The following is a 20,866-nucleotide window of genomic DNA, read 5'->3' on the forward strand; positions in this document are numbered from 1 at the left end:
TAAGAATTAAGAATTAAGAATTAAGAATTAAGAATTAAGAATTAAGAATTAAGAATTAAGAATTAAGAATTAAGAATTAAGAATTAAGAATTAAGAATTAAGTTGTGCCTTAAAAACATAAAAACATAAAAACATAAAAAAATAGAAAAATGAAAAAAATATTAGCGTTTGCTTTAGTAGCAACTTTAGGAATTAGTGCACAAGCACAGAATAAAAATGCAAAACACAACTTACATGTAAAAGGAAATTGTGGTCAATGCAAGGAAAGAATAGAAAATGCAGCATACAGTGTTAAAGGTGTTAAAGTCGCTACATGGGACGAAAATACACATAATTTAAATATTGTATTAAACGAAAAAAAGAATGATTTAGCAGCTGTAGAAGATGCAATTGTAGCTGTAGGACATGATACAAATGATAAAAAAGCAACAGAAAAAGTATACAAAAGTTTACACTCTTGTTGTTTGTATGAAAGAGATGAAGCAGAAGGGGAGCATGTAACAGAAGCGAATCCAAAAAAAGAAGAGCATTCTCATCATTAATAAGAAATAAATTATACAGTAGTAGTCATAAGATTACTACTGTTTTTTTTCCAGTCAAATAGACGAATTTGTATCTTCCTATTTTTAAGCAACAGCTTCCTGTTCTTTTTCTTCTTCTTTCTGAATAACTATTTCTTGTTTCACAAAGACATTTCCAACTTTCGTAAAGTCTGTAGTAATCTCGTATAAATACTCTAATAAATCTTCTATTAATTCAGAATCATTTTGTAATTCCTCTGTTTCTATTGCAGAAAAAATGACAGTTGTTTCTGTAAAATCAATTGTTTTTAAAAGATTTTCAGTTTCATATGGACCGTATAATCTTATGTTTTGCAATAATAATTGCAATGTCTTTTTTATTAAACGGATATGCTCAGAAGTTAAAATAACCGAATTATTCTTTTTTAAGATTTTTACTAATCCAAAAGAATAAGAAACAAAAGATTGATTGAATATGGTAAATTTATTTAACTCTTTCGCGTGGTGTTGTTTGTCCTTAGGTTCGGAAATAATTCTCTGAAAGACAGAATTAATATTAGCCATTGCAATAAAAATATCTTTACGAGCAATTTTATAATCTGTTGTTGAAACTTCATTATCCGCTAATTTCTTAAAAATAAGAAATATAAATTCATAATCAGCAATTAACGCCTTTTGTATATACTCATTCATACTATTTTTTTCCCAAGTAGGAAAAATAATATAACATGATATAAAAGCCATAAAACCACCAACTAATGTATCTATAAAACGTTCTTGAATGATATAAATAGAATCTTTTAAAGAATAAAAACTAAAGGCTATAAGAATATATGCTGTTAAGAAAAAAGTTCCAACCGCATATTTTTGTCGTATAAATGTATAAGCCAATAACATAAATACTAACATTATAACAAATCTTATACTGTGCTGAGGTATAACTAACAAAATTAGTAAACCAACTAAACCACCAGAAATTGTTCCTTTTAAACGCTGGTAATTACGGTTTTTAGTTACGCTAAAACCAGGTTTTAAGATTACAACTACAGTCATTAAAATCCAATAACTATGGTAAGTCATCGGAATAATAAATGTAACACCATAAGCCAATAACATTACAATAGACGAACGTAATGCATGTCTAAAAAAAGAAGATTTTAAATTAAAATGATCTTTCATTCTTCTCCAAGAATAATTTACAGTTGGCTCAAATTGTTTAACGTGATCCAATGGATTTTTTTTCTTCTCGGTAAAGGAGTCATCATAGAAAAACTTATGAATAAACTCTATTTTGTAAACAATTTGTTTAAGATTAATAAATATTTTGGTTAAAACAAGTGGCTTTTTTCCTTCTGCATAAAGCTCTTTAATCGCATCATCAATTTTCTTTAATTCAACTTCAAAATCAAAAGTAGGTTTCTTAGGCTTTTTATCAGAATTAATATGGTACGCAATCATTTTTAATTCATGCGCAATCTTATTCATCATGTTATAAATCTTACGAATTGCTTTTGTATCACCGTAATCTTTACGTATTCTTTGATGATCGTATTGTGTTGCCGTTACATTTTCGAAGATGTCTACTAAATCAGAAAAAATAAAAACAATAGAGCGCCCAATAGGGGTCTGATCTTTTACTAATCGCTTATTAGTAAAAACAAGTTCTCTAACTATGTTTTGTTTTTCATTTATTACAACATGCTCATCAATCAATTTCTTTATAATCTCATCATAATTAGAATCCTTATCAAACATAGAAGCTTTAATTCTTATGTACTCAGAAATATGAATCATCGTATCTGCTAAGTTTTGTTGCGCCAAGCGATAAGGTCTAAATGTACTAATAGATAAACTAAATATACTGTACCAAGCTGCACCAACAGTAATATAAAAAGCAACTTCAAAAGAACTAAATTCAGCTTTTAAATTACTCATATTCATTACCATGGACATCATAACAACCATTCCCAAAGCACTTGCTCGTTGTCCCCAAACAGCTAAAATATTAGAAAAGAAGACAATAACGACTAAAGAAATTCCTAGAAAAATAGGTAAATCATTAATAAGTTTGGTAAAATAGGAGATAAAGAAAATTAAGATAACAGAAAGCCACAGAAAATTTCTTCTCTCTTTAAAAGGTCCTGGAGTGTCTGTCATGTGAGCTAAAACCGCACCTAAACTTATTGTGACACCAATATATAGTTCCCCAAAGATTACTGCAACAAGAGGCGGAATTATAATAGCTAAAGATGTTTTTAAACCATCAGCAAGTGCCTCTCCGTAAATAAAATTTTCTATTTGATTCTTTATATTCAATGTAATTATTTTGGTCAATTATAGTTGTGTTATAAATTTAAGCTTTCTTTTTCATCAATCAATTATATTCTAGAAGTTTTTAAGGTGTGAAAACCTTCTATACTTTGTGTAAAAATTAAAGTTGTTTCGCCTCCGTCTATAATTTTAAATTTCTTCTTGATAATATCAATTGGTTGGTTAAAATTCTTAACTAAAAGATTCGCTTTCGTTTTTAAAATTTCTTTTTTCGGATTTTTAATATGTTCTTCAACCTTATAAATTTTTCCAGGAAAATTTTCGATAATTTCATCTGATGAATATAAATGAGTATTCTGATGAAGTTTAAACAAATCAAATTTCTGAGTTAATAATTTAAAAGCTCCTGTTTTTAAAATCGCAACATTCGGCTCATAGATATAATTAGAAACTGTTCCGTATTTTGCGTCTGTATTCTGTTCTTCCTCAAAATAGAAACTAAAATCTGTTTGATTATTTTCTAGATTAACAGCCTTTATAAAAGGATTTTTTGTTTCCTTGCCTTTTTCTAAAATCAATAAAAAATCTTTTACTTCATTTTTTAGAGCAACAATATGTATTTCAGAAATTTCTTTAATCTGCTGTAAAGTAGATGAAATGTCTAATAAAGGCGAAAGCTTAATTATAATCTTATCAGATTTTTCAAAGAAAATAGGAATCCATTCTAAAATATTTGGTTCTAAATCTTCTAAAATAAACTTTCTTCCACTGGAATTTCTTCTTGCAGGATCTAGATAAATGACATCAAATTTCTGAGTAGGATTTTCTTCGAAAAAAGATTGAAATGTACCATTATAAGTTTCTAAATTAGGTGATAATATAGAAGAATTATGTTTTACAATTTCGCTTAATATTTCATTTTGTTCGATGTGATAAACTTTTTCAAAACTTTTTGAAAAAGCCAAAGTATCAATACCTAAACCAGCAGTTAAATCAATTAAAGATTTTCCTTTTACTAAACTCGCTTTATAAGTTGCTGTAGCCTCAGAACTTGCCTGTTCTAAATTAATAGAAGGAGGAAAATAAATATTCTCTTTAGCATAAAGAGTAGGGAACTTATGTTTAGATACTTGTAAACCTTTTAATTGTTGTGCAATTTCGGTTGAGCTTATTTCTGGAAAAGGAGATTTTTTTAAACTGATAGATTTAAAATCTTCTTGTTCAATACTTTTTAAATAATCCTGAAATTCTTTTGTTAAAACGGCAATATTCAATTTTAAAGCAATTTATTTTTTGCAAAATTAGCTTTATTTATTCATAAAAGAGCCTAATATCTTATGAAAAGATAACCGTTTCGAAGTATTTAATAAAATTTGAAAATTGGAATGGTTTTGCACAACCATAAATTATCATAGAAATTGAGGTTACAAAAATGAATACCAAATTTTTTCTGAAATGGACAACTTAGAGTAGCTTATTTTTTCTCTTCTTTTTCTGCTAATCGAGTAGGAACGATAGGAAGAAAAAGAACATGCTTTACAATCTTCTCTTTCGATTTCTTTTCAATCTCATCAGCAGGATTTCGGAACTGATTAACACCAATTAATTTCAATGATTTTTCATCAAAATCTTTCTGTTCTTTTTTAGCTGTTGTATATATTAAATCCTGAATTGTTTCATTCTCTAATGCTTTTACAAAGCCTCCAAAATTTTGAATTGTTTTGAATAACTCTAATGCTTTTTCAGCTAATTGATTCGTTAAACTTTCTATGTAATAAGAACCAGCAGCAGGATCAGAAAACTGATTTAAATAAGATTCTTGTTGTAATAACAATTGTTGTTTAGCTGCTAATTCTAAACCAAAATCAGTTTCGTTATTAACTTTGTCGTATGATTCTACAAACAAGGCATCACTTGCTCCAAAAATAGCAGAAGAAGCTTCTAAAGTAGTTCTAATAACATTGTTGTAAATGTCTAATTTAGATTTATTTCGGTTAGATGTTGATGTAAAAATAAAAGCCTCGCTTTCTTTGTTGTATTGTTCTAAAATTAATTGCCATAAAAAACGAAATGCTCTTAATTTAGCAACCTCAAAGAAATAATTACTTCCAACAGAAAATTTAAAATAAATTTTATCGGCAATATCAGCACCAAAATTTTCTAAATATTCTACTGCATGCGCAAGTGTAATCGCGATTTGTTGTACATGATTAGCACCAGCGTTCTGGTAGATATCTCCTTGAATTGATATAACTTTGTCGAAATTATCTAATTCTAAAGCCTTTTTTACGATTTCCTTAGAACCTTTTTCATTTTCATTTAACCACAAACCATTTTGTGCTAAATAACCATATACGTCTAAATCTAAATATTTTAGATTTGGAAGATTATTTATCGTCTCTAAATTACTAAAGTCATTGTACTTTATAAATAAATCTAAGTAATTAGGAAGACTTGTAGAGGTTTTTATTTGATTTTCTTCAATTAAATAACCGTATAAAAAGCTATAATCTTGATTTGTATTTTCGGTATATTTAGAAATGATTTTCCAATCTTTAGCCTTTCGTGGCAAAGGTTGAATAGAGGAGTAGTCTACATCATTTTTAGTATACAATGGTTTAACATTGATTTTATCATTTGTTCCCCAAAGTAAAGTTTCGTTGTATTCTAAACCTTTTAATTCTACTTGAACTTTATTTTTCCATTCTTTTTCAGAAATCGATTCAAAATTATCAAATAGTTTACTCATTTTTTTTGTTTTGTGGTTTTTCAACTTTTTCTTCTTGGATGATAAATATATCTTCATCATCCTTTTTTAAGAAATGTTGTTCTCTGGCAATTCTTTCAATTTCTGCTGGATTATTATTTAACTGATTTAGTTTTTCAGTCTCTCTATCCAAATTTTCCTGAAAGTATTCTTCGTCATTTTCTAAAAGACGAATTTGTTTATCTAACTCACGGTGAACAAAAAATGAATTTTGGTCGAAAAAAAACATCCAAACAAGAAACGCAACTGTTAAAATAAAATAACGATTCCAAACAAATTTAAATACTCTCGTATCCTTTATTTTTTTCTTTGGAATAGCTGGCGTTAATTCTTCATCGATTATTTCTTCCGACTGTTTTTTCATTGTATAGCAGTTTGTGAATTTAATTTTTCTTTAATTACAGTAGTTAAAACCTTAATAGCAACAGAATTCTTCTTTTTCATATTTGGAATAATAATGTCAGCATAGTTTTTAGACGGTTCTATAAACTGTTGGTGCATTGGTTTTAATGTTTTTTGATAACGCGTTAAAACTTCATCTAAATCACGACCACGTTCTTGTATGTCACGACGTACACGACGAATTAATCTTTCATCAGAATCTGCATGTACAAATATTTTTACGTCGAATAAATCGCGTAACTCTGCATCTGTTAAAACCAAAATACCTTCTACTATAATTACACTTTGTGGATGTGTTAAAATAGTTTCCTCTTTGCGGCTATGCGTAATAAATGAATAAACAGGTTGCTCTACAGAGTTACCACTTTTAAGTGCTGCAACATGTTCTTTTAATAATTCAAAATCTATTGATCTTGGGTGATCAAAATTTATTTTAGAACGTTCTTCAAAAGATAAATCCAGGTGATCTTTGTAATAATTATCTTGAGAAATAACAATTACACTTTCTGCATTAAGATCTCTTAAAATATTATTAACAACAGTTGTTTTTCCTGAACCTGTACCTCCTGCAATTCCAATTACTAGCATTTTTGTTATATTATGATTTTTAATTTCGTTTTCTGTGTCCATTGCAAGATCAAACATTAAAATTTCTTTAAAGATAAAATTTTCCTTTCAGAATTTAAAATAAAATATGAATGAAACTTGACAAATTCGTGTAATTTATATGTAGAGTTGATGGTTGGGCGGTTTAATAAAAATAGTGTATCAACAATCTGTATTAAGATTGATTCTTTGTTTAATTTATTATTTAAATATTTCTTAAACATCTGTAATTTTTTGACACAAAAAAAGTACTTTTCAGTACTTAGGCTTTATTAATCGAGTGCAAAGGAAAGAAAAAAATCCCTAATTATAATTTTTTTATTTAGTATATTTATTTAATCAAAACCATAATTAAGACAAAAAAATGAACGAATTATTATCATTAAACACCCTGTTTGCCCTTTTTCTAGGAATAGGATTGGCGGCTGCATCAGGATTTAGAGTGTTTTTACCCCTATTTGTGCTCAGCTTAGCTGCAAAGTTAGGAGGCAACTATATTAACATTGATGAGAGTTGGATGTGGATTGGAAATACATCAACATTAATTACACTTTCTGTTGCGATGTTGGTAGAAGTAGGAGCGTATTACATTCCAATTATCGACAATACATTAGATACAATAGCTATTCCGTTAGCTGCAATTGCAGGAACATTTGCTGTTGGTGTCACTTTACCAGAAATGAATGAGGTTGCAACTTGGACATTAGCAATAATTGCAGGAGGAGGAACAGCAGCTACAATAAGTGGTACAACCGCAGCAGCAAGAGCTGTTTCAACAACTACGACAGCAGGAGCAGGAAATTTCTTAGTAAATACAGGAGAAACATTTAGTTCAATTTTATTAACAATTGCAGCTTTTGTATTTGCTCCATTAGCATTTATATTAGTTTTATTTGTTTTGTATGTTTGCTACAGAGCATTTAAGAGTGTTAGACGAAGACAAATAGATTTACAATTAGAATCATCACAATAAAAATAAAAAAAGCGTTACAAATTGTAACGCTTTTTTTATGAGAAAAGAAATTAATAGAAACTAAAAGAAACTTACACAATTGTAAGTTCTATTCCAAGATTATCAATAGCATTTCTAGATTTTTCTGTAATATTTTTATCCGTAATAATATAATCTACTTCATTTAAATCGCAAATTTTACCAAATCCCTTTTTTCCAAATTTACTACTATCAGTCAACACAATCGTTTTTTGTGCTGCTTTAATCATAGAGTTATTTAAATTGGCTTCTAGTAGGTTAGATGTCGAACAGCCGTAGTTTTCATCTACACCATCTACACCAATAAACAATTTAGAAAATGAAAGATTTTTAAGGATTTCTTCTGCATAAGGTCCAACTACAGAACTAGAGTTAGGACGTACAACTCCACCAAGTTGAATAACTTCTACATTTGCTTTTCCACTTAATGCTAAAGCAACATTCATAGCAGAAGTAACAACGGTTAACTTTCCAGAGGTAACATTAATAGCATTGGCAAAATGTAGAACAGTAGTTCCCGAAGCAATTAAAATAGCATCATTAGGTTCTATTAATGTAGCTGCATATTTTCCTATTTCTTTCTTTTGTTCTGCATTAATAAGACTTTTTTCAGATACATTAATATCTTGGGTATAGGGATTAGATTTATAAATTAATCCATGTGTTCTGTATATTAAATTTTTGTTTTCTAGCGTTTTAAGATCTTTTCTGATTGTGACAATAGACACATTTAATTTTTTCGTTAGATCAGAAACTTTTAACATATCATTTTTCTCTAATTCATTTAAAATGTAATTATGTCTTTGCGCCATTGTTTCTACATGTATCATGATAATTAACTTTTAAAGTATTTCAAATTTAAGAAACTTTTTGTTTTTTATTGTTGTATTAAATACAATAAAAATGTTTCTTTTTATTTTTAATTAATTATTTTTTATTATTTTTGATTACGAAACATATAATTATGGTAAGAAGTTTTTTATTAAATCAGGTAAAATTGTCAGAAGATTGGGATGTGGTTGTGATTGGAGGAGGAGCAACTGGTCTTGGGTGTGTAATGGATGCAGCAACTAGAGGGTATAAAACGCTTTTAGTTGAACAAGCAGATTTTGCAAAAGGTACTTCGAGTAAGGCGACTAAATTATTACACGGAGGTGTAAGGTATATGGCGCAAGGAGATTTGAGCTTAGTAAAAGAAGCTTGTCACGAAAGAGGTCTTTTATTAAAAAATGCACCGCACCTTACAAGAAATACATCTTTTGTAATACCTAATTATACTTATTTCGATAATATATTATATACAGTTGGTCTTAAATTTTATGATTTCCTAGCAGGTAAATTAAGTTTAGGAAAATCTAGATACGTTAATTCAAAAAATACATTAGAAATGCTTCCTACTGTGAAACCAAATGGTTTAAAAGGAGGAGTTGTTTATCAGGATGGGCAATTTGATGATGCTAGATTAGCATTAAATGTTGCGCAAACTGCTGTAGAAAACGGGGCATGTGTTTTAAATTACACTAAAGTTGTTGGTTTACTTAAGGATGAAAAAGGGAAAGTTTCTGGAGTAAAAATTAAAACAATGGAATCGGATGATGTAATTGAAATTCGTGCGAAAGTAGTGATTAACGCTACTGGTGTTTATGCTGATAATGTATTACAATTAGATAAACCAGGAGCTCCACATATGGTAAAACCAAGTCAAGGAGTTCATATTACAATTGATAGAAGTTTTTTACCAGGAGAAAATGCTTTAATGATTCCTAAAACAAGTGATGGACGTGTATTGTTTGCTGTTCCTTGGCACGATAAATTGATTTTAGGAACAACGGATACATTAAGAGATCATGCTGAATTAGAGCCAAGAGCTTTAGACGAAGAAATAGACTTTATTTTAACGACAGCACAACAATACCTTACAAAGAAACCAACCAAGGACGATGTGTTAGCAATATTTGCTGGATTAAGACCTTTGGCTGCTCCTCAAGGAGAAGGGAAAAATACAAAAGAAATATCTCGTAGTCATAAAATTATTGTTTCTGATAGTGATTTGATAACAATCATAGGAGGAAAATGGACTACATTTAGAAGAATGGCTCAAGATACAATTGATAAAGTAATTGAGTTAAATAAACTTCCAAACAAACCATGTAAAACAGAAGAACTTCATATACATGGTTACGATGCTACGGTTAATCATAACGAAGATTTATATTTCTATGGTTCTGATAGAGCAGAAATATTAAAGCTAGAAAATGAAAAACCAGAACTTGCAGAAAAGTTATTACCTCAATACGAATATACTTATGCATGTGTTGTTTTTGCTGTACGCAAAGAAATGGCATTAAAGTTAGAAGATGTTTTAGCAAGACGTATTAGATTATTGTTACTCGATGCACATGGAGCTGTAGCAGTTGCAGAAAAAGTTGCTACTGTAATGGCGAAGGAGTTGGGTAAAGATGAATCTTGGGTTAATCAAGAAGTCGCTGATTTTAAAGAATTAGCTAAGATTTATCAATTTTAATATAAGCATCTCTACTATCTCAAAATTTAATTATTATTCTCATTTAAAACCACAAAATGGAAACACAAGAAAAATTTATCCTTGCATTAGATCAAGGAACAACAAGTTCTAGAGCGATAATTTATAATCATGATGGAGAAATTGTAGCAGTTTCTCAAAAAGATTTTGAACAGATATTCCCTAAACCAGGTTGGGTAGAGCACGATCCGAATGAAATTTGGTCTACACAATCATCAGTTGCAGCAGAGTCTGTTGCTAAATCTGATTTAAATGGGACAAATATCGCAGCGATAGGAATTACAAATCAAAGAGAGACAACAATTGTTTGGGATAGAGAAACAGGAAATCCTATTTATAATGCTATTGTTTGGCAAGATAGAAGAACTTCTAAATATTGTGATTCTTTAAAAGAAGAAGGGTATACAGATAAAATTTTAGAAAAAACAGGTCTTGTTATTGATTCATATTTCTGTGCAACTAAAATAAAATGGATTTTAGATAATGTAGAAGGTGCAAGAGAAAAGGCAGAAGCAGGAAAACTTTGTTTTGGTACTGTAGATAGTTGGCTTGTATGGAAATTTACAAGAGGAAAAATGCACATTACAGATGTTTCTAATGCTTCTAGAACATTAATTTTTAACATCAATACAATGGAATGGGATGATGAATTATTAGAGTTATTCCAAATCCCAAAATCTATGTTACCAGAAGTTAAGGAAAGTAGTGAGATCTATGGAGAAACTTCTACAACATTATTTTCAACTAAAATTCCCATTGCAGGTATTGCAGGAGATCAGCAAGCTGCACTTTTTGGACAGATGTGTGTTGAAGAAGGAATGGCAAAAAATACATATGGTACAGGTTGTTTCTTATTAATGAATATTGGAGATAAACCAGTTTTTTCTAAAAATAACTTATTAACTACTGTTGGATGGAAAATTAATGGAAAAACAACTTATGCATTAGAAGGTTCAGTATTCGTTGGTGGAGCTGTTATTCAATGGTTAAGAGATGGTTTAAAAATAATTTCTTCTGCGCCAGAAAGTGAAGAGTTATCAGCTTCTGTAGAAGATAACGGAGGTGTTTATTTTGTACCTGCATTAACAGGATTAGGTGCGCCATATTGGGATCAATATGCACGTGGAGCAATCTTCGGAATTACACGTGGTACAACAAAAGCACATATTGCAAAAGCGGCTATTCAAGGAATTGCATTTCAGGTAAATGATTTAATTAAGAGTATGGAATCTGACATCAACGCAGAAATTAAAGAATTAAGAGTTGATGGTGGTGCTTGTGCTAATAATGTCCTAATGCAATTTCAATCAGATTTAATTCAAAATGATGTAATTCGTCCAAAAGTTTTAGAAACAACATCTTTAGGAGCTGCTTATTTAGCAGGATTAGCGGTAGGTTACTGGAAAGATATTGAAGAAATTAAAGTTCAATGGAAAGAAGATAGAAAATTCTCTAATGAAATGGAAGATGAAAAAAGAGAAGATTTATTAAAATTCTGGAAAAAAGCAGTTTCGAGAACACAAAATTGGATCGAAGATTAAAATATTAACCACAAAAAATAAACATTATGAATGAATTTACAGCTGAATTAATAGGAACTGCCGTTCTTATCTTATTAGGGGGAGGAGTGTGCTCTAACGTTTCGCTAAAAAAATCTTTAGGAAATGGTTCTGGTTGGATTGTTATAACTACAGGTTGGGCATTAGCAGTTTTTGCTGGTGTTGTAATTGCAGGACCTGTTAGTGGTGCTCATTTAAATCCTGCTGTTACAGTAGGTTTGGCACTCGCAAATAAATTTGATTGGGCAAATGTACCCATGTTTGTATTAGCGCAATTATTAGGAGCTATGATAGGAGCTTTCTTAAATTGGGCAATGTATAAAGATCATTTTGATGCAACGTCAGATGATCCAGGAGCTCAGTTAGGAGTTTTCTCAACAGGAGCAGCAATTCCGAATGCTTTTAGAAATGTATTATCGGAAATTTTAGGAACGTTTGTTTTAGTATTCTGTGTATTTTATTTTGCTGGTGCTTCTGGTACAGCTGGTACAGAAGAAGTGAAAATTGGTTTAGGTTCTGTAGGTGCTTTACCTGTTGCTTTTATTGTTTGGTCTATTGGATTGTCTTTAGGAGGAACAACTGGTTATGCTATTAACCCTGCGCGTGATTTTGGACCAAGAATAATGCATGCTATTTTACCAATGAAAGGTAAAGGAAGTAGTAATTGGGGGTATGCTTGGGTGCCAATTGTAGGACCACTTTTAGGAGCTATAATTGCTGCACTATTATTTAATTTTCTTTCAAATTAAACCACACAATTAATATGAGAATCGATTTTAAAACAATTATAGTTTCTAGTGCGGTACTTCTAGGTGGTTCATTTGTTTCTGCACAAGAAGTACAAGAAGAATCGGATAGTATTTCGATGTCTTTAAATGATGAGTTTCAAAAAGAAATAACGCCTTTTTATCTTCATGGACAAATTAAATCTATGCATTTATGGAGAGGTTTAGCAGTTACAAATTCTGCTGTTATGGCAGTAGATGCTGGTGTATCAACAAATGACGGTAAATTAAAAGCTGGTATTTGGGGAGGTTACGGAACAAATGGTGTCTACCGAGAATTTGATTATTATGTAGTTTATTCACCTGTAAAGAATTTAACATTTGCACTTTGGGATATCTACAATTATTCTACCAATGCAACTTGGAATAATTCTGATTTCTTTGAATATGATGCAAATAAAACGGGACACTTTTTAGATTTATCTGTCGCTTATGTCGTTTCAGATAAAATTCCTCTAAGATTATATTGGTCTACAGTTATACAAGGACGTGATAGAGGTGTAAATAATGAGAAGAATCTTTATTCATCTTATGTTGAGGCATCTTATCCAGTTGTTAAAAATAAAGCCATTAATTTAGATCTTGTTGTTGGAGGTGCTTTTGCACTTTCGCCAGAAGAGGAAGATAAAGGAAGAAACTTTTATGGACCAAAATCTGGTTTAGCAAATGTTGGTTTTATTATGGGTAGAACTTTGCATTTAGGACGATACGAATTACCAATTAGCGCAACAGCAACTTGGAGTCCAATTAATAATTCAGGTAACATTCAGTTAGCATTTAATATATTTTAAAACATAAACAAAAAGCAATTTCTTAATTGCTTTTTGTATTTTTATAACATGGATAAGTTGACAGATATAAACGGAAGAATAAAACTTAACAATGGGGTAGAGATGCCTTATTTTGGTTTAGGTGTTTATAAAACAAATAACGGAGAAGAGTTAAACAATGCTATACATACAGCTGTTGAAAATGGTTATAGATTAATTGATACAGCATCTTATTATAATAACGAAGATGGAGTTGGTAAAGCAATAAAATCTTTAGATGTCGATCGATCAGAATTATTCATAACAACTAAAGTTTGGATTGAGGATTGTGGATATGATAAAACCTTAAAAGCTTTTGAAAAATCACTTAAAAATCTCGATTTAGATTATATCGATTTGTATTTAATTCATTGGCCTGTTCCAGAATTATATTTAGAATCTTGGAAAGCTTTCGAAGAATTGTATAAAAACGGTTTAGTAAAAGCAATTGGAATTTCTAATGGTTTACAGCATCATATAGAAGAAGTGAAAAATATAGCAGAGATTCCTCCGATGGTTTTACAGAATGAATTTCATCCAAGGTTGATACAGCAAGATTTAGTAGATTTTTGTAAAACTGAAAATATTGCTTATCAAGCATGGTCACCATTAATGCGAGGTAGAATTTTGGATAATGAATTATTGCTTGATATATCTAAGAAATATAACAAGAATCCAGCTCAAATTATATTAAGATGGGATTTACAAAAAGGAGTTGCTACAATTCCAAAAAGTGTAAATTCTTCAAGAATTATAGAAAATGCGAATATTTTTGATTTTGAGTTATCAGATGATGATATTAAACAAATAGATTCTCTTGATAATGATGAAAGAACTGGAGCGCATCCGGATCATTTTATAGAACATTTTGCTAAGAAATAATTTTAGAGAATTAAAAAAGTCTTGCCATCGGCAAGACTTTTTTAATTATTTGCCTTTTTGTATTGGTCGAATCAAACCCTCTTGGCTCACGCTACAAATTAATTCACCAGAACGGTTAAAAAGATTTCCTCTAGTAAAACCTCTCGTATCTTTTGCGCTAGGAGATTCATTACTTACTAAAATCCAATCTTGCAAATTAGGTGTTCTGTGAAACCACAAAGAATGATCTAAACTTGCCATTTGTGTATTTCCGAAATTAGCTTTAGATGCATGCGGTTTTATAGCGGTAGATAATAAATTATAATCAGAGCTATAAGCTATTAATTGATGAATGACAGGTAAAGGTAAATTGTCTGGAACATCATGAAAAGTTAACCATACATTACTAAAGTTGTCATAATCTTTTTTCTCGAATGGGTTAATAAACTCTATTGGTTTAAAATCTAATGGACGCTCTGCTAATACAAACCTCATAATAGATTTTGGTAAAATAGTGCCAAATTGTTCTGCAATATCATTCCAACTCATTAATTCTTCTGGTTGTTTTACAATAGGCATATCTTCTTGGTGTTCATAACCTTCTTGCTTCGTTTGAAATGAACATGTCATTACAAAAATAGCTTCGTTTTCTTGTTTAGCGGTAACCACTCGTGTACTAAAACTTCCGCCATCTCTTAAATTATCTACTTCGTAATAAATAGGAATTTCTAAATTACCAGGTAAAATAAAGTAGGAGTGTAGCGAATGACATAAACGATCTGCAGGAACGGTTTGATAAGCCGCATATAATGCTTGGCTAACTACTTGCCCTCCAAATACGTTTGGGCTTCCCATGAAAGAACTTTCACCTTCGAATAAATTTTCTTCTAATTTTTTGAGAGAAATTAATTCGATTAGTTCTTGAGTTGTTTTCATTATACGATATTAAAATTTTAAATTATTTAGACGATTTACATTTTCATTTAATGCATTTTTGTATTCAGATTTCATACGGGTAATTAATTCACCTACAGTAGGAATGTCTTTTATGCCAGAAACTCCATGACCAGCAGACCATATATCTTTCCAAGCTTTATGTCCATCACTACCAATTAATTTAGAAAAGTCTTCTTCTTTCTTTTCGTTTAAATCAATACCAGAATGAATAATACTAGGTTTTAAAAAATTAGCATTAACACCAGAAATACCATCTGTATACAAAACATCCTCAAAAGTAGAATCTACAATCATTTGCTTGTAATCTTGTTCAGCATTTCCTTCTTTTGTTGCAATAAAACGAGTTCCAATGTAAGCAAAATCAGCTCCCATTGTTTCTGCTGCTAAAATATCATTTCCTGTATTCATAGCACCTGCTAAAATAAGACATCCATTATAAAAAGAACGAATATCATCAATTAAAGCAAAAGGATTTGCAGTTCCTGCATGTCCTCCAGCACCATTAGCAACAGCTATTATCCCGTCAACACCAGCTTCTGCCGCTTTTTCTGCATGCCTTTTCTTTATAACATCATGAAAAACCAATCCGCCATAACTATGTACAGCGTCAACAAGTTCTTTTACGGCTCCAAGAGAAGTAATAATTAAAGGAACTTTGTATTTTGCACAAAGCGCTAAATCTGTTTCTAATCGAGTATTGGTTTTATTAACAATTAAATTTACCCCAAAAGGTGCTGGTTTTTTTCCTGTTTCTTCTTCGAACTTTTTTAACTGAGAAGTGATGTCAATTAGCATTTGCTCAAAATTTTCGGCAGTTCTTCCATTAAGGGAAGGGAAAGTTCCACAAACTCCATTTTTGCAAGCTTCAACTACTAATTCTGTTCTAGAAACTAAAAACATAGGAGAAGTTATTAAAGGTAAATCTAAGCTGTTTTTAAATTCTTGTATCGTCATTTTTATTTTTTTATCTAATTATTGGATATGGTAGAAATAAAGATAATAAAAAATATATTGCTCTTTGGATTTATTATTTCTTTTGGAAATGTATTTTATACAAGATATCTTTAATAACTATTGTTGTTAAATTTTTTATTTAATATTTCCTTAAAGGGTTGTTATGTAATTGATTATGTTTAAGTATTTATTTGCTAAAGTTTTAAGTTGTTACTTTACTTGTCTTTTTTTTAAAAAAATGGTTAATTTGTGGTTAACTATTTAAATTACGACGAGTGAAAAAAGAATTACTTTCTATATGTTTTACCATTTTTACTATAACAGTAAATTCCCAAGTAGGGATTAATACTAATGATCCAAAATCTACACTTGATGTAAGCGCTAAACGAAATTTAGCAGGAGCTGTTAATGATAATACACAAAATTATGGTGTAAAACTTCCGACAATTAGTAGATTAGAACTTTCTCAAAATACTGCGGTTTACGGAATCAATCAAAAAGGTTCCATGATTTATATTAACGATGTATCTGGTGGTACGGCAGTTGGTCAGTTGGTAAATGTAACAACTATTGGTTATTACTATTTCGATGGAATTGTATGGAAAAAAGTACAGTCTAGAATGAGTAATACAGTGAGTGTTTCAACATTAATAGATCCTAATATTTTAGGGTATGTGCCAAGCGCTACTGCTAATGCAACGACGGCAGGTGTGCCAACAATTACTGGAACAACTGTTACTAAAGCTGGTAATGTAACCTATACAACAAACGGACATTCTTATGCCTATTATATTGCTGGAAGAGTAATAACTTGGTACGAAGCTTATAATGCAGCAAGATCATTAGGTGGTTATTTAGCTACATTTACTACAGATGCTGAGTGGGCTTTTGTTGATGCAGGTTTACTAAGTACATCTACACCATCTGGATGGATAGGTTTTGCTAAGTTTAATTGGAATGCAGGAACAGCTTTGGTTCCAAATCCTGAAATGAAATGGATAACAGGAGAACAGCCAAATCATGATTATAGCGCTGGAGGTGTTACGTCGATTAGGAAATCTAACTGGTTTAGATCTGGAGAACCAAATAATAGTGGAGGTACAGAAGGATTTGTTCATTTTTATAAAACAAGTTCTAATAATACAGTAAGTTATGGTGGATATAGTACTACTCATCCATGGAATGATGTTACTGCAAATAATACGGGAGAAACTATTACTTCGTTTATAGTTGAATTTCAACAATAAAATTTAAAGAATTATGAAACAATTATATATTATTTTAAATTTACTTCTATCTAGTTTGTTGTTAGCTCAAATGGGAATTAATACAAATACACCTACTTCTATTTTAGATGTAAGTGTTGCTAGAGATACTTCAGGGAATATACTTGATAACAATAGACCTTATGGTTTTCAGGCACCAAGACTTACTTTAACAGAGTTAAGTAATGTTACTGCTACATATGGAGCAGATCAAGTTGGAGCGTTAGTTTATATTACAGATGCTTCTGGTACTGCTGCAACTGGTCAAAGAATAAATATTGTAGATGAAGGTTATTATTATTTTGATGGAAGCGTATGGAAAAATATGGTTTTATCTGTTAATAATATCGTAAGTATATCTTCTATAGTAGATCCAAATATTTTAGGGTATGTACCAAGTACAACTGCTAATGCAATGACTGCAGGTGTGCCTACAATTAGTGGAACAACTGTGACTAAATTAGGATCTGCTGTTTATAATGAAAATGGACATTCTTATGCGACTTACCTAGCTGGTAGAATAATTACATGGTATGAGGCTTACAATGCTGCAAGAAGTTTAGGAGGGTATTTAGCGACTTTTACTTCAGATGCTGAATGGCAGTTTGTTGAAACAAATTTAATAACACCTCGTACAGAATTTAATACATACGATGGATGGATAGGTTTTGCAAAATATAGCTGGTTTGCAGGTACAGCATTAGTTCCAGATCCAGAAATGAAATGGATAACTGGAGAACAACCAAATCATGATTATTCAGAAGGAGGAAGTTCTGCTGTAAGAAAGTCGAACTGGTTTGCTACAAACGAACCAAATAATAGTAGTAGTACAGAAGGATTTGTACACTTTTATAGAGCTTCAATAGGTAATACAAGGGTTTATAATGGATATACTTCAACACATCCATGGAATGATGTTCAGGCAAATAATACTGGACAAGCAATTAGAGGATTTGTAGTAGAATTTCAGCAGTAATATTTAAAAAATTAAAAGACAATGAAACATATATATATACTGTTTAATTTATGCTTATCTACTTTAGTTTTATCACAAGTAGGGATTAATACGCAAGCGCCAAAAGTGTCATTAGATATTGATGTAAGAAGAGTATCAAGTGCTTTGGATAATACGCAATTATTAGGTTTTCAACCTCCAAGATTAACTTTACAAGAATTAACGAATAATACATTTGTTTATGGTGTTAATCAGAAAGGAGCAATTATTTATATAACAGGTGTTGCTGGAGGAACGGCGACAGGACCAAGAATTAATATAAACGAAGAAGGTATTTATTATTTTGATGGAGCAATTTGGAAAAAAATGATGAGTTCTCAAAGTGGTCAAATAAATATATCATCTATTGTGGATCCTAATATTTTGGGTTATATACCAAGTTCAACAGCTACTGCTAGTACTGCTGCGGTTCCTGCTATATCAGGTGTAACAATAACTAAGGTTGCTACTGGAACTTTTTCAGGTAACGGGCATACTTATGCTGTTTACCAAACGAGTGGAAATGTAACTTGGTATCAGGCTTATTATGCAGCAAAAAGCTTAGGAGGTTATTTAGCAACCTTTACAACAGATGCAGAGTGGCAATATGTTGAAGCAAATTTAATAACACCATTAACAGTTTTTGATACGAACGGTGGATGGATAGGTTTTGCAAAATATAGTTGGAATGCAGGAACAGCTTTGGTTCCAAATCCAGAAATGAAATGGATAACTGGAGAGCAACCAAATCATAATTATGCAGCTCAAGGAACAGCATCGGTGGCTAAATTAAATTGGTTTGCTACAAACGAACCCAATAATAGTGGAGGTACAGAAGGGTTTGTTCATTTTTATCATAAAAATAGTAATCAAACTGTTGTAAGAGGAGGTTATACATCGACACATCCTTGGAATGATATTCCTGCTGCAGGAAGTTCTTCAAATCCAATTAGAGGTTTCATTGTAGAATTTCAACAGTAACAGTTTGTTAAATACAATATTTTAAAACTTAAAAAATCCTTTAGTAAATTTTGCTAAAGGATTTTTTTATAAAAAGAATATCCTTCACAATTTCTAAATGTAGATGCAAAACCTTTGATGTATCTTTGCACGTAATAAAAATAAATAAATTGGAATTAAAAGAGCATTTAAGACGTAATATTAAATTAGCATTACCAGTAATGATTACTCAAATGGGACAAATCTCAGTAAACATTATTGATAATATTATGGTCGGTGGACTTGGAGGAAAATATGATAATATTGAAGATGAGGTTTTAGGGAAAACATCCTTAGCTGCTGCATCTTTAGGAAACTCATTATTTTTTGCAATTTTAGTATTTGCTTTCGGATTTAGTTTTGCACTTTCTCCTTTGATTGCTGCGGAAGATTCTAAAGGAGATAAAAAAATGGCAGGTGCATACTTTTCTCATAGTTTGGTGTTAAATGTAACATTGTCGGTGTGTTTATTTTTATTAATAACATTTTTAAAACCATTAATGTTTTACATGGGGCAACCAGCCGATGTTGTAGAGAAGTGTATTCCTTATCTTACGATAATGACTTTCTCTATGATTCCATTAATGATTTTTCAAACATTCCGTCAATTATCAGAGGGGTTATCATTAACGATTCCAGTAACAATAGCAACAGTTTTAAGTAATGTTGTTAATATCGTATTAAATTATGGTTGGGTTTATGGAAATTGGGGATTTCCTCGTTTAGAAGTTGCTGGTGCGGCTTGGGGAACTTTTGTTGCAAGATTAGTTATGATGATTTTCTTGTTAATTGTTCTATTAAACTTTAAGAAAACTAAATCAGTCTTAAAAGAAGCAAGTTTTAAAGTAGCTGATTTTAAAAAGATCATTTTCAAAAGAATTGCTTCAATTGGGATTCCAACAGCATTAACTTCTTTTTTTGAAATGAGTGCATTCTCTTTAGCAGCATTTGTTTGTGGTTATACATTTACAAATTCAATTGCAGATCAAGAATTAGCGAAAATAAATTTAGCTGCTCATCAGATAGCAATTAATTTAGCTTCAACAACTTTTATGATGTGTACAGGAATTGGTGTTGCTGCGACGGTTCGTATAGGAAATCAATTAGGTTTAAAAGATTATAAAACGTTAAGAGAAGCTGGCTGGTCTTGTATCATGATGGTACTTACTTTTATGATAATTTGTGGTGTATTATTTATTATGTTCCGTTATCAGTTGCCAACAATATATTTAGATAATCAAGATGTAATTAATCTTTCTGCTCAATTATTAATTATAGCTTCGCTGTTTCAAATGTCAGATGGAATACAGTTGGTTTTATTAGGCGCATTAAGAGGGATGATGGATGTTAAAATTCCATCAATCTTAACTTTTGTATCTTATTGGTTGATTGCTATTCCTATTGGTGTTACCTTAGCAATTATATTCGAAATGCGTGCTTTTGGTATGTGGATTGGTTTAGGTGTAGGTTTAACGGCTTCGGCAGTATTTTTAATAATTAGATACAATAGACAAACAAATAAATTGATTAGAGATAATCCGAATGTGAAGATAAATTTAGAAGATAAATTAAAAAATATATAA

General features: G+C 30.6%; 19 protein-coding genes. 11 read left to right on the forward strand and 8 right to left on the reverse strand.

The genetic code is table 11. From position 1 onward, the window contains the following. Positions 1-149 precede the first annotated feature (149 nt). Positions 150-542, forward strand: a complete 393-nt coding sequence (locus tag BUA86_RS15125) for a heavy-metal-associated domain-containing protein (RefSeq protein WP_072933993.1) — start codon at positions 150-152, stop codon at positions 540-542. An 84-nt stretch (positions 543-626) separates the two neighbouring features. Here the strand turns inward: BUA86_RS15125 and BUA86_RS15130 are convergent, their stop codons facing one another. The 5 genes from BUA86_RS15130 to udk all read right to left on the reverse strand — a co-directional run bounded on the left by BUA86_RS15130 (position 627) and on the right by udk (position 6,549). Then, positions 627-2,837, reverse strand: coding sequence for an FUSC family membrane protein (locus BUA86_RS15130; RefSeq protein WP_072933994.1), 2,211 nt, complete (start codon positions 2,835-2,837; stop codon positions 627-629). A 62-nt stretch (positions 2,838-2,899) separates the two neighbouring features. Next, entirely contained in the window at positions 2,900-4,066 is a 1,167-nt protein-coding gene (locus BUA86_RS15135; RefSeq protein WP_072933995.1) for an RsmD family RNA methyltransferase, read from the reverse strand. 200 nt (positions 4,067-4,266) lie between these two features. Then, on the reverse strand, positions 4,267-5,541 hold the full coding sequence (locus tag BUA86_RS15140; RefSeq protein ID WP_072934039.1) for a methylmalonyl-CoA mutase family protein: 1,275 nt from the start codon (positions 5,539-5,541) through the stop codon (positions 4,267-4,269). Further along, positions 5,534-5,923, reverse strand: a complete 390-nt coding sequence (locus BUA86_RS15145) for an FtsB family cell division protein (protein ID WP_083580400.1) — start codon at positions 5,921-5,923, stop codon at positions 5,534-5,536. Before BUA86_RS15145 ends, BUA86_RS15140 begins: the two co-directional genes overlap by 8 nt. Next, on the reverse strand, positions 5,920-6,549 hold the full coding sequence (udk, locus tag BUA86_RS15150) for a uridine kinase (RefSeq protein WP_083580403.1): 630 nt from the start codon (positions 6,547-6,549) through the stop codon (positions 5,920-5,922). The genes BUA86_RS15145 and udk overlap by 4 nt, the downstream gene beginning before the upstream one ends. 382 nt (positions 6,550-6,931) lie before the next feature. Here udk and BUA86_RS15155 point away from each other — a divergent pair, with 382 nt between their 5' ends. Further along, entirely contained in the window at positions 6,932-7,540 is a 609-nt protein-coding gene (locus BUA86_RS15155; protein ID WP_072933996.1) for a DUF4126 domain-containing protein, read from the forward strand. A gap of 71 nt (positions 7,541-7,611) precedes the next feature. On the opposite strand, the gene BUA86_RS15160 is transcribed toward BUA86_RS15155, so the two are convergent. Next, positions 7,612-8,388 carry a DeoR/GlpR family DNA-binding transcription regulator gene (locus BUA86_RS15160; RefSeq protein ID WP_072933997.1) on the reverse strand — a complete coding sequence of 259 codons (777 nt, stop codon included), beginning with the start codon at positions 8,386-8,388 and terminating at the stop codon, positions 7,612-7,614. A gap of 134 nt (positions 8,389-8,522) precedes the next feature. Here BUA86_RS15160 and BUA86_RS15165 point away from each other — a divergent pair, with 134 nt between their 5' ends. From BUA86_RS15165 to BUA86_RS15185, 5 genes are read left to right on the forward strand one after another with little or no spacing between them, the layout of a single operon-like run. Further along, positions 8,523-10,082 carry a glycerol-3-phosphate dehydrogenase/oxidase gene (locus BUA86_RS15165; RefSeq protein ID WP_072933998.1) on the forward strand — a complete coding sequence of 520 codons (1,560 nt, stop codon included), beginning with the start codon at positions 8,523-8,525 and terminating at the stop codon, positions 10,080-10,082. Positions 10,083-10,138: 56 nt separating this feature from the next. After that, positions 10,139-11,641, forward strand: coding sequence for a glycerol kinase GlpK (glpK, locus tag BUA86_RS15170; RefSeq protein WP_072933999.1), 1,503 nt, complete (start codon positions 10,139-10,141; stop codon positions 11,639-11,641). Between the two features lie 26 nt (positions 11,642-11,667). Further along, positions 11,668-12,408: an MIP/aquaporin family protein gene (locus BUA86_RS15175; protein ID WP_072934000.1), complete on the forward strand. Its 741-nt coding sequence runs from the start codon at positions 11,668-11,670 to the stop codon at positions 12,406-12,408. 14 nt (positions 12,409-12,422) lie between these two features. Then, entirely contained in the window at positions 12,423-13,235 is an 813-nt protein-coding gene (locus BUA86_RS15180; protein ID WP_083580401.1) for a hypothetical protein, read from the forward strand. A 48-nt stretch (positions 13,236-13,283) separates the two neighbouring features. Then, positions 13,284-14,135 (forward strand): aldo/keto reductase, encoded by an 852-nt coding sequence (locus BUA86_RS15185; RefSeq protein ID WP_072934001.1) that lies wholly within the window; start codon positions 13,284-13,286, stop codon positions 14,133-14,135. A gap of 45 nt (positions 14,136-14,180) precedes the next feature. On the opposite strand, the gene BUA86_RS15190 is transcribed toward BUA86_RS15185, so the two are convergent. After that, the gene (locus BUA86_RS15190; protein ID WP_072934002.1) at positions 14,181-15,050 is read right to left on the reverse strand and encodes an acyl-CoA thioesterase; all 870 of its coding nucleotides are present in this window, start codon (positions 15,048-15,050) and stop codon (positions 14,181-14,183) included. A 9-nt stretch (positions 15,051-15,059) separates the two neighbouring features. Next, on the reverse strand, positions 15,060-16,025 hold the full coding sequence (locus BUA86_RS15195; protein WP_072934003.1) for an NAD(P)H-dependent flavin oxidoreductase: 966 nt from the start codon (positions 16,023-16,025) through the stop codon (positions 15,060-15,062). Positions 16,026-16,300: 275 nt separating this feature from the next. On the opposite strand from BUA86_RS15195, the gene BUA86_RS15200 reads away from it, so the two are divergent. The 4 genes from BUA86_RS15200 to BUA86_RS15215 all read left to right on the forward strand — a co-directional run bounded on the left by BUA86_RS15200 (position 16,301) and on the right by BUA86_RS15215 (position 20,866). Then, a complete protein-coding gene (locus BUA86_RS15200; RefSeq protein WP_072934004.1) occupies positions 16,301-17,272 on the forward strand; it encodes a C-type lectin domain-containing protein in 972 nt (323 codons plus the stop codon). Positions 17,273-17,285: 13 nt separating this feature from the next. Next, complete coding sequence (locus BUA86_RS15205) at positions 17,286-18,266, forward strand: C-type lectin domain-containing protein (protein WP_072934005.1); 981 nt, start codon at positions 17,286-17,288, stop codon at positions 18,264-18,266. 21 nt (positions 18,267-18,287) lie between these two features. Continuing rightward, positions 18,288-19,265 (forward strand): C-type lectin-like domain-containing protein, encoded by a 978-nt coding sequence (locus BUA86_RS15210; RefSeq protein ID WP_072934006.1) that lies wholly within the window; start codon positions 18,288-18,290, stop codon positions 19,263-19,265. A gap of 149 nt (positions 19,266-19,414) precedes the next feature. Next, on the forward strand, positions 19,415-20,866 hold the full coding sequence (locus BUA86_RS15215; protein WP_083580402.1) for an MATE family efflux transporter: 1,452 nt from the start codon (positions 19,415-19,417) through the stop codon (positions 20,864-20,866).

This window comes from Chishuiella changwenlii, assembly GCF_900142565.1.
Classification (GTDB): Bacteria; Bacteroidota; Bacteroidia; order Flavobacteriales; family Weeksellaceae; genus Empedobacter; species Empedobacter changwenlii.

What these genes read in the sequence shown, in the direction of transcription:
- BUA86_RS15185 (WP_072934001.1), top strand. Translation starts at nt 13,284, where the DNA reads ATGGATAAGTTGACAGATATAAACGGAAGAATAAAACTTAACAATGGG.
- BUA86_RS15190 (WP_072934002.1), bottom strand. Translation starts at nt 15,050, where the DNA reads ATGAAAACAACTCAAGAACTAATCGAATTAATTTCTCTCAAAAAATTA.
- glpK (WP_072933999.1), top strand. Translation starts at nt 10,139, where the DNA reads ATGGAAACACAAGAAAAATTTATCCTTGCATTAGATCAAGGAACAACA.
- BUA86_RS15180 (WP_083580401.1), top strand. Translation starts at nt 12,423, where the DNA reads ATGAGAATCGATTTTAAAACAATTATAGTTTCTAGTGCGGTACTTCTA.
- BUA86_RS15175 (WP_072934000.1), top strand. Translation starts at nt 11,668, where the DNA reads ATGAATGAATTTACAGCTGAATTAATAGGAACTGCCGTTCTTATCTTA.
- BUA86_RS15145 (WP_083580400.1), bottom strand. Translation starts at nt 5,923, where the DNA reads ATGAAAAAACAGTCGGAAGAAATAATCGATGAAGAATTAACGCCAGCT.
- BUA86_RS15140 (WP_072934039.1), bottom strand. Translation starts at nt 5,541, where the DNA reads ATGAGTAAACTATTTGATAATTTTGAATCGATTTCTGAAAAAGAATGG.
- BUA86_RS15155 (WP_072933996.1), top strand. Translation starts at nt 6,932, where the DNA reads ATGAACGAATTATTATCATTAAACACCCTGTTTGCCCTTTTTCTAGGA.
- BUA86_RS15160 (WP_072933997.1), bottom strand. Translation starts at nt 8,388, where the DNA reads ATGATACATGTAGAAACAATGGCGCAAAGACATAATTACATTTTAAAT.
- BUA86_RS15165 (WP_072933998.1), top strand. Translation starts at nt 8,523, where the DNA reads ATGGTAAGAAGTTTTTTATTAAATCAGGTAAAATTGTCAGAAGATTGG.
- udk (WP_083580403.1), bottom strand. Translation starts at nt 6,549, where the DNA reads ATGCTAGTAATTGGAATTGCAGGAGGTACAGGTTCAGGAAAAACAACT.
- BUA86_RS15125 (WP_072933993.1), top strand. Translation starts at nt 150, where the DNA reads ATGAAAAAAATATTAGCGTTTGCTTTAGTAGCAACTTTAGGAATTAGT.
- BUA86_RS15195 (WP_072934003.1), bottom strand. Translation starts at nt 16,025, where the DNA reads ATGACGATACAAGAATTTAAAAACAGCTTAGATTTACCTTTAATAACT.
- BUA86_RS15205 (WP_072934005.1), top strand. Translation starts at nt 17,286, where the DNA reads ATGAAACAATTATATATTATTTTAAATTTACTTCTATCTAGTTTGTTG.
- BUA86_RS15210 (WP_072934006.1), top strand. Translation starts at nt 18,288, where the DNA reads ATGAAACATATATATATACTGTTTAATTTATGCTTATCTACTTTAGTT.